We start from the raw sequence: 7,304 nt of genomic DNA, 5'->3' as shown, positions 1-7,304 counted from the left end.
GAGAGCTTCTAGTTATCGTTCGTCTTTTTTAGAGGAAGATTTAAGATATGATATTGATGGGCTATTTAAACAGCTTGACTCTGTTTTTAGATCTGGTAAAAAACCTGTTTTAAAAAGAACAAAGAACTGGTTGAGTAAAACATCTAAGAATCACAGTTATTATAAAAACTTGCTAAAAAATAATAATGATAAGTCTGATATTCTAAAAAAGATTTACAAAGACAAGAGCAAGGCTCGCTACGCACTTAAAAACTATATTTATCTAAAAGAAGCAGAAGTTTACCACTATTGGAGTAAGAAGCCTGAGTTGTATCGAAAGCTTTTTGCTTTGGAAACTATTCTTATCCATGAAGTCGGAAGGCTTGATAATTCCTATGGTAGTGAACGAAGAGATGTTGTTCAAGTCGTATTGAATCGTATAAATAATCCAGCATACAACTTCATAGGAAAAGATGAGCCACTCTATTCACACTTGGTTAAGAAGGTTAAGGAGACCCAAAAGTACCGTTGGTTAAATGTACTATTTAAACAAGGTGAGTTTTCATTCACTTACTTCTTCATTCCTGCCAGTCGGGGAATATTCTGTCCTGACCAATCAAGAACTGCAAAGAGGTTGCGTAGAAAGAACTTAAGTATTTCTCTTTCTGTTTTAAAGAATACGACTCAAAAATTTAAGGCCACAAGATATTTTTCGAGGGCCTCAATGCTTGGCCGAATCGACATGGCCCAGCTTTGGTTTGACTATTCGCCTGTTGAAGAACGTCCTGGACCAAGAATTAAAAAATCTAAGAAATATTGGAAACTATATAGGAAAAATAAGTTTCTCTTTCTCTACTCCTTTAAGGACCCAAAGGGTGACAAGTACGAGGTTCTAAAAATGAACGATCGATACTTAGTTTATAGTCCTAAAGAAAAAAAGTTTTACCAACATCGAAACCCTCACTTATTTCGATATTTCGTAAAAAATGAGTCTTATTAAGCATTAAATTTCACTCCAATTATTGTCGTTTCGAATTTTCAGGTGTATATTGGCTTACTAGTGTATTATTTATTTATTAGCACATGAGTATGGAGTTTATATGTTAAAAGATTATGTTTTTACATCTGAGTCAGTGACTGAAGGTCACCCAGATAAAATGGCCGATCAAATTTCTGATGCGGTTCTAGATGCTATGCTAGCTCAAGATCCTGCTTCACGTGTTGCTTGTGAAACTATGATTACAACTGGACTTGTTGTTCTTGCTGGAGAAATTACTTCTACTGCAAATATCGACTTCCAGGAAGTTGTGAGAAATAAAATTAGAGAGATTGGATATGATCACTCTGATAAGGGTTTTGATGCAAATACATGTGGAGTAATGGTTGCTCTAGATAAGCAATCACCTGATATCGCTCAAGGTGTAAATGTTGGAGAAGGAACATTTACTGAAATGGGTGCTGGTGACCAAGGTCTAATGTTTGGTTATGCAATTAACGAAACAGATAACCTAATGCCAATGACTATTGATCTTTCTCACAAGTTATCGATGAGACTATCTGAAGTTAGAAAGAATGGAATTATTCCTGAACTAAGAGCTGATGGTAAAACACAAGTTTCTGCACAGTATGTTGATGGGAAGCTTTCTCGTTTAGATGCAATCGTTCTTTCAACTCAACACTCTGACAATATGACTCTTAAGCAAGTTCAAGAAGCTGTTAGAGAAGAAGTTATCAACAAAGTTGTTCCGGCAAGTCTTGTTGATAATAATACTAAAATCTATATTAACCCAACTGGAAAATTCGTTATCGGTGGACCAATGGGTGACTGTGGTTTAACAGGAAGAAAGATTATCGTTGATACTTACGGTGGACACGGTGCTCACGGTGGTGGAGCTTTCTCTGGAAAAGACCCGTCTAAGGTCGATAGATCAGCGGCATATGCAACAAGACAAATTGCTAAGCATATCGTTGCAGCAGGTCTAGCAGATAGAGCTCTTGTACAAGTTGCTTACGCAATTGGAGTAGCAGAGCCAATGTCACTACTAGTTGATACATTTGGAACTGAGAAAGTTGATGTTGCTAAAATCAATGCAGCTGTTAATGAAATCTTTGATATGAAGCCAAAAGCAATTATCGATAGACTTGATCTTCTTAACCCAATCTACTCACCAACAGCGGCTTATGGTCACTTCGGTAGAGAGCTTGATGGTTACTTCCCATGGGAGAAGTTAACTTTCGTAGATCAGCTTAAAGATATGTGTAATGGTTAATTAATTAACACACGTTTAAATACAAATTAAAGGGCTTATTATTAAGCCCTTTTTTTATAAGGCCTATGACTAATCAACAAACACCTCAATTTCCTAGTACTGAATGGGTATGGAATATTTCGATAAATCCAAATCAGCCTGTAACAATTATCCATCCTGATGGTTTTGCATTTAATTCTCCTGTTATTTTAAATAGGCTAGACCGTCTTAATGGACAGAATGAATATCAATATGCACTAACTGAGAAGGACAGCTTTTTATTAAGCTATACAATTGATTACTTTCAAAATAAATCACGAGTTAAGAATCTTCCCGTTCAGCATTGTATGATTTTGGCGGCTAACCTTGTTTGTGCTTATAGATTTAGAGCACCTCTAGGGACAGAGCTCTTTGATGATATCAACTCTAGTGATGATGATTGGAGAAAGTTTGGGGAGCACCTCGTTCAGGTTGAACAGAGACCATATGAAGTCTTCGTTATTGGTCATAATAAAGGAACGTTGATTGCTGTCACAATGCAAGACATTGAGCATAGTGCAGGGATGATTAGTAAGCTCGAATTGATTGAGTTACCTCGCCGTTACTTCAAGAGATACTATTAGTATTTGACCTATATCTAAAAAAATATTTTTCTGTATAATAAATCATATGGTTGAATTTATTATCTTCTTTATTAGATATATTCCATTCTGGTGTGTTCCAGTAATCCTTATTTGTATGCCTTTTGCCTATGTCTTTTGGTTAAAGGATGTTCGCATTTTAACCTACTGCTTCACATTAATTTCGGCCGTTGCGTTCTTCTTAATTGTCTTTTGGGTATGGTCGGGAGGACCTGATCTTGCGGTGCAATTTTTCTTTGAAGGTGTAAGAAATTATTAAGTTTCAATATTCATAATATCAATAACTTAGATAAGGATCGGAAAATAAATTCTAGTGTTAGGAATTTGACACTCCTAGAGTTTATTCGCTACGATTTTAGTGCTCATAACATTTGGAAGTTGATGAGCAAAGAGACATTATGAATGATTTAAATTTTTTAAATGATGCTTTTTCTGAGTTTGTAGGCGACCTTACTGAAGAGGTTGGAACAAACAACTCTCAAAAAATTCAAGAGATCCCACCAATTTATCTTGTCGAAGATGATAAGTTACTTTCGCAAAGTATCGTCATGTATCTTTCTCGAAAAATTGGACTTAAGGTTGAACACTTTGAAGGGCCGACTGAATTTCTCAATTACTTATCAGAGAATAAAGTTGAGAAGCAGTTTTGCTTAGTAACAGATATCAGCTTTGAGAACTCTGGGACCGACGGTCTATATTTGATCGATGTTCTTAAAGAAAGAAATTATAACTTCACAAGTATTGTTATGACAGGTTTTGCTTCGATTGAAACTGCTATCGCTGCAACAAAGAAAGGTGTGTTCCACTACCTTACTAAGCCTTTCGAACTAGATGTACTTGCTGAGTTAATTGTTAGGGCCATGACACAGAAAATGTCGATTGATCCTGCGCTTTTCAATACTAAAGAGAAGAGTCAAGCTAATAAGAATGAAAAGGTTAAGCTCATCAAGCCTAATGAAGATGATTTCTTCTGCGGGATGATTGGACGCTCAAAGGTAATGAAAAAGATCTTTGAGAGGATAAGAAAAGTTGCGAGCTCAAACTCTACTGTTCTTATTGGTGGACCTTCTGGAACCGGAAAAGAACTTGTTGCACAGGCCATTCACAAGATGTCTATGCGACAAGATCAGAATATGGTTAGTGTTAATTGTGGTGCTATTCCTGGCGAACTCCTTGAGTCTGAATTATTTGGACATGAGAAAGGGGCTTTTACTGGTGCAATTTCAACTCGTATGGGTCGTTTTGAGGTGGCCAATAATGGAACTATCTTTCTCGATGAGATTGGGGATATGCCACTACTACTTCAGGTAAAACTTTTAAGAGTTCTACAAAATAGAGAGATCGAAAGAGTTGGTAGTACGGGACCTATTCCTGTTGATGTGAGAATCGTAACCGCTACCCACCGAGATCTTGAAAAGTCAGTAACAGATGGAAACTTTAGAGAAGACTTATTTTATCGTCTTAATGTTATTCCAATTAAAATTCCTGCTCTTAAAGAGAGAAAAGAAGACATACCTCTTTTAATTTCATACTTCCTGTCACGCTTTGTAAGTGCTGATGGACGAAATGCGATTGACTTTGAAGATGAAACGTTGGCCATTCTCACAAACTATGAATGGCCAGGAAACGTAAGAGAACTTGAAAACCTGATTGAGAGATTAGTCATTTTAAGAGGGGGAAGCTCTATTCGCCCAGAAGATCTTCCACCTAAAATCCTTGCCTTGTCTAATCATAGTGTTGTTAATACAGATGACCTATATCAACTACCAGATGACGGTCTTGATCTGAAAAGATTTCTAACTGGAGTGGAGGAGTCTCTGATTAAACAAGCATTAGATAAAACTAAAGGAAATAAAAATCAAGCTTCGAAATTACTTCATATGAATAGAACGACCCTGATTGAGAAGATGAAAAAAAGAAATATCACAGAATCAACTATATAGGAAAGCCAGCATTAGCTGGCTTTTTATTTCGTTTCTTCGCTCTTCTTAATTGACTCTCTAATAAAATATTTTAAGACCTTAGATCTATTTGCTCCACCGAGTAATGACTGGAGATCATCATGAACAGCCCTATCATAGATAAGGGAATGGAGAGAGCCTGGTCCCTCTTGCACTTGCTTTGATATACTTGAGAGAGACTGAGAAGTCATTTTAACTGACTTTAAAGTCGCTTTGATTTCTTTTGGATTTAGAGAGCTGAGAATGTTCTTAGTCTCTAGTGACGACCTATTTATATTATCGAGAGTAATTGCAATTTTATCACCATCGACTCTCGATAGGAGTTTATCAATCTTTACGAGAACTCGACTCGCTGTCACAATAATATCTTCACCTTTAGTTATAAAATTTGCGATATTAGGACTTTGTCGAACTTTTAGTATTTCACCTTCTTTAACGATTGGGCTATCTTCCGTTCCTCCAAGAATCTCAAGAAACTTATCTCCTAAAACTCCTTCAGTCTTAAACATGATATAGGAATCACTATGAATCCATTTTTGCATATTGGCATTAATAGAAAGAGAGATACGAATACTTGTTAAACTGGCAACTTCTACTTTTTCAACAGTTCCGATTTTAATTCCTTTGAATTGAACAAAAGCGCCAGACTTCAAGTTTTGCGCATTATCGACTTCTGTGTAGAGAGTTATTTTGTTTTCAAAAACAGACCTTTCTTTTCCTAGGAGGAAGATGGATACAGCGGTAACGATTAGTAAAATAGAGACAAATATACCGGCGGTAACCATATTCTTTCTTTCGTGTGGTCTAATTTGCATTTTCAAATCCTTCTGTCACAAGAAATTTCCTAACAATAGGAGAGTCTGAATTATTAAATTCTTCAATCGTATTATCGAAAGCGACATGTCCTTTATCTAAGATAATAATACGATCACAAAACTCTTTCGCAGCAGGAATATCGTGAGTTACAAAAATACTCGTAACTCCCGTATTACTAAATTTCTTCATGACTTTGACTACATTAACTGTATTTGCAGGATCGAGTCCTGCCGTTGGTTCATCATAGAGAATAATATCTGGATTAAGAATCATTGAACGGGCCATTCCAACTCTTTTTTGCATTCCTCCTGAAAGATCAGAAGGGAGAAGATGTTGAATACCTTCAAGTCCAATTAGTTTAAGTACTTCGTGGATCTTGGCATCAATTTCTTCAAGGCTTAGATCAGTATGCTCAAAGAGGGGAAATGCGAGATTTTCAAAAACGTTCATTGAGTCAAAAAGGGCGCCCGATTGAAATGAATAGCTGATGCTCTTTCTAATTCTTGGGTAATCTTTCTCCGAAAGGTTATCAATTCTCTCTCCGTTGTAGAGAATTCTCCCTTGATCAATAAATTCTAGGCCGACGATAGAGCGCAGTAGGACAGATTTCCCTGTTCCTGAAGCACCTAGTAGCCCAATTCTTTCACCTTTTGAAAGAGCAAAGCTCACGCCCTTATGAACTTCTTTAATATCGAAGCTCTTATAGATATCAATAATTTCCAAAAGACTATTACTCATTTAATTTGTCCAAAAAACTATAAAGATCTTAGATATAAAGAAGTCAGTGATTAGAATCATAATAGAGCTCATCACCACAACCCATGTTGTCGTTAACCCAACACCCTTTGTTCCACCCACTGTGTTAAAACTCTTATAGCAAGCCATGATCGAGATGATTCCACCAAAGATCATTGCTTTGACTAAACCACTCAAGTAATCGGCTATTTTAACTGTTTGAAATACTTTGTTGAAATAGAATCCTGCAGAAATATCAAACTCATTCATACAGACGACTAATCCTCCTAGTATTCCTAGCGCACATGATAGTGCTGTGAGAAGTGGGAGTGATATAACTGAGGCCCAAAACCTTGGGACAACTAAGACACGAATTGGATCAGTCCCTAGGGCCCGTAGGGCATCGACCTGTTGCGTAACATTCATCGCACCAATTTCTGCTGCGATACCAGAGCCAACTCTTCCTGCAATTAGCAAAGAAGTAAAAAGGGGAGCCATCTCTCTTGCTAGCGATAAAGAAACAACGGCTGGAACATAGAGGGTTCCACCAAACTTTTTCAATCCATAGCCAAAGTTGATCGTCATGACCAACCCCATAGCAAGTCCAATAACAATTGTTATTGATAGAGAGCCAATTCCAATATAGTTAATTTGTTCAATAAGACGTTTGAAATAAAAAGGTCGACTGAATGACGCGAGAATTGTCTTTTGAAAGAGATGATAGATTTCTCCAATACTAAAGATTAGAGTGGAGAGTTGTGTACGTTGCTCTTTCATTCAAACCTCATACTATTAAGTACTTTATTTAGGTCCTGAACTTCTTTTTTTAAGTTAGCCTTATCACTATTAATGAGGACTAAATCATAGAGACAGCGATCTTTTTTAAATAGAATAACTGAGAGATTACTTGAAACACCATCTAG

8 protein-coding genes are annotated in these 7,304 nt (G+C 36.6%); 5 read left to right on the top strand and 3 right to left on the bottom strand.

Annotation, left to right across the window (positions count from 1 at the left end; translation table 11 throughout):
* From M901_RS14705 to M901_RS14685, 5 genes are all read left to right on the top strand, one after another.
* Nucleotides 1-979, top strand: a 979-nt coding sequence (locus M901_RS14705; protein WP_021278994.1) for a hypothetical protein, incomplete at its 5' end; no start/stop codon positions are given.
* Between the two features lie 100 nt (nt 980-1,079).
* On the top strand, nt 1,080-2,249 hold the full coding sequence (gene metK / locus M901_RS14700; RefSeq protein ID WP_021278996.1) for a methionine adenosyltransferase: 1,170 nt from the start codon (nt 1,080-1,082) through the stop codon (nt 2,247-2,249).
* Nucleotides 2,250-2,314: 65 nt separating this feature from the next.
* Nucleotides 2,315-2,851, top strand: coding sequence for a hypothetical protein (locus M901_RS14695; protein WP_021278999.1), 537 nt, complete (start codon nt 2,315-2,317; stop codon nt 2,849-2,851).
* A gap of 46 nt (nt 2,852-2,897) precedes the next feature.
* The gene (locus tag M901_RS14690) at nt 2,898-3,128 is read left to right on the top strand and encodes a hypothetical protein (protein WP_021279001.1); all 231 of its coding nucleotides are present in this window, start codon (nt 2,898-2,900) and stop codon (nt 3,126-3,128) included.
* A 139-nt stretch (nt 3,129-3,267) separates the two neighbouring features.
* Nucleotides 3,268-4,812 (top strand): sigma-54 dependent transcriptional regulator, encoded by a 1,545-nt coding sequence (locus tag M901_RS14685; RefSeq protein ID WP_081653478.1) that lies wholly within the window; start codon nt 3,268-3,270, stop codon nt 4,810-4,812.
* Nucleotides 4,813-4,835: 23 nt separating this feature from the next.
* Here M901_RS14685 and M901_RS14680 read toward each other — a convergent pair whose 3' ends face one another.
* The 3 genes from M901_RS14680 to M901_RS14670 are packed head-to-tail and all read right to left on the bottom strand — an operon-like array spanning nt 4,836 to nt 7,158.
* Nucleotides 4,836-5,645 carry an MlaD family protein gene (locus tag M901_RS14680; protein ID WP_021279000.1) on the bottom strand — a complete coding sequence of 270 codons (810 nt, stop codon included), beginning with the start codon at nt 5,643-5,645 and terminating at the stop codon, nt 4,836-4,838.
* Nucleotides 5,635-6,384 carry an ABC transporter ATP-binding protein gene (locus tag M901_RS14675; protein WP_034722506.1) on the bottom strand — a complete coding sequence of 250 codons (750 nt, stop codon included), beginning with the start codon at nt 6,382-6,384 and terminating at the stop codon, nt 5,635-5,637. The genes M901_RS14680 and M901_RS14675 overlap by 11 nt, the downstream gene beginning before the upstream one ends.
* Nucleotides 6,385-7,158, bottom strand: coding sequence for an ABC transporter permease (locus M901_RS14670; RefSeq protein WP_021278995.1), 774 nt, complete (start codon nt 7,156-7,158; stop codon nt 6,385-6,387).
* Nucleotides 7,159-7,304: the final 146 nt, after the last annotated feature.

The organism is Bacteriovorax sp. DB6_IX, assembly GCF_000447775.1.
Lineage (GTDB): Bacteria > Bdellovibrionota > Bacteriovoracia > Bacteriovoracales > Bacteriovoracaceae > Halobacteriovorax_A.
The sequence above is the reverse complement of the archived record's forward strand: the minus strand, read 5'-3'. Positions and strand labels throughout refer to the sequence as shown.

Bases quoted from the DNA above. Each gene is read 5' to 3' on its own strand.
- M901_RS14675 (WP_034722506.1), bottom strand. From the start codon at position 6,384: ATGAGTAATAGTCTTTTGGAAATTATTGATATCTATAAGAGCTTCGAT.
- metK (WP_021278996.1), top strand. From the start codon at position 1,080: ATGTTAAAAGATTATGTTTTTACATCTGAGTCAGTGACTGAAGGTCAC.
- M901_RS14695 (WP_021278999.1), top strand. From the start codon at position 2,315: ATGACTAATCAACAAACACCTCAATTTCCTAGTACTGAATGGGTATGG.
- M901_RS14670 (WP_021278995.1), bottom strand. From the start codon at position 7,158: ATGAAAGAGCAACGTACACAACTCTCCACTCTAATCTTTAGTATTGGA.
- M901_RS14690 (WP_021279001.1), top strand. From the start codon at position 2,898: ATGGTTGAATTTATTATCTTCTTTATTAGATATATTCCATTCTGGTGT.
- M901_RS14680 (WP_021279000.1), bottom strand. From the start codon at position 5,645: ATGCAAATTAGACCACACGAAAGAAAGAATATGGTTACCGCCGGTATA.
- M901_RS14685 (WP_081653478.1), top strand. From the start codon at position 3,268: ATGAATGATTTAAATTTTTTAAATGATGCTTTTTCTGAGTTTGTAGGC.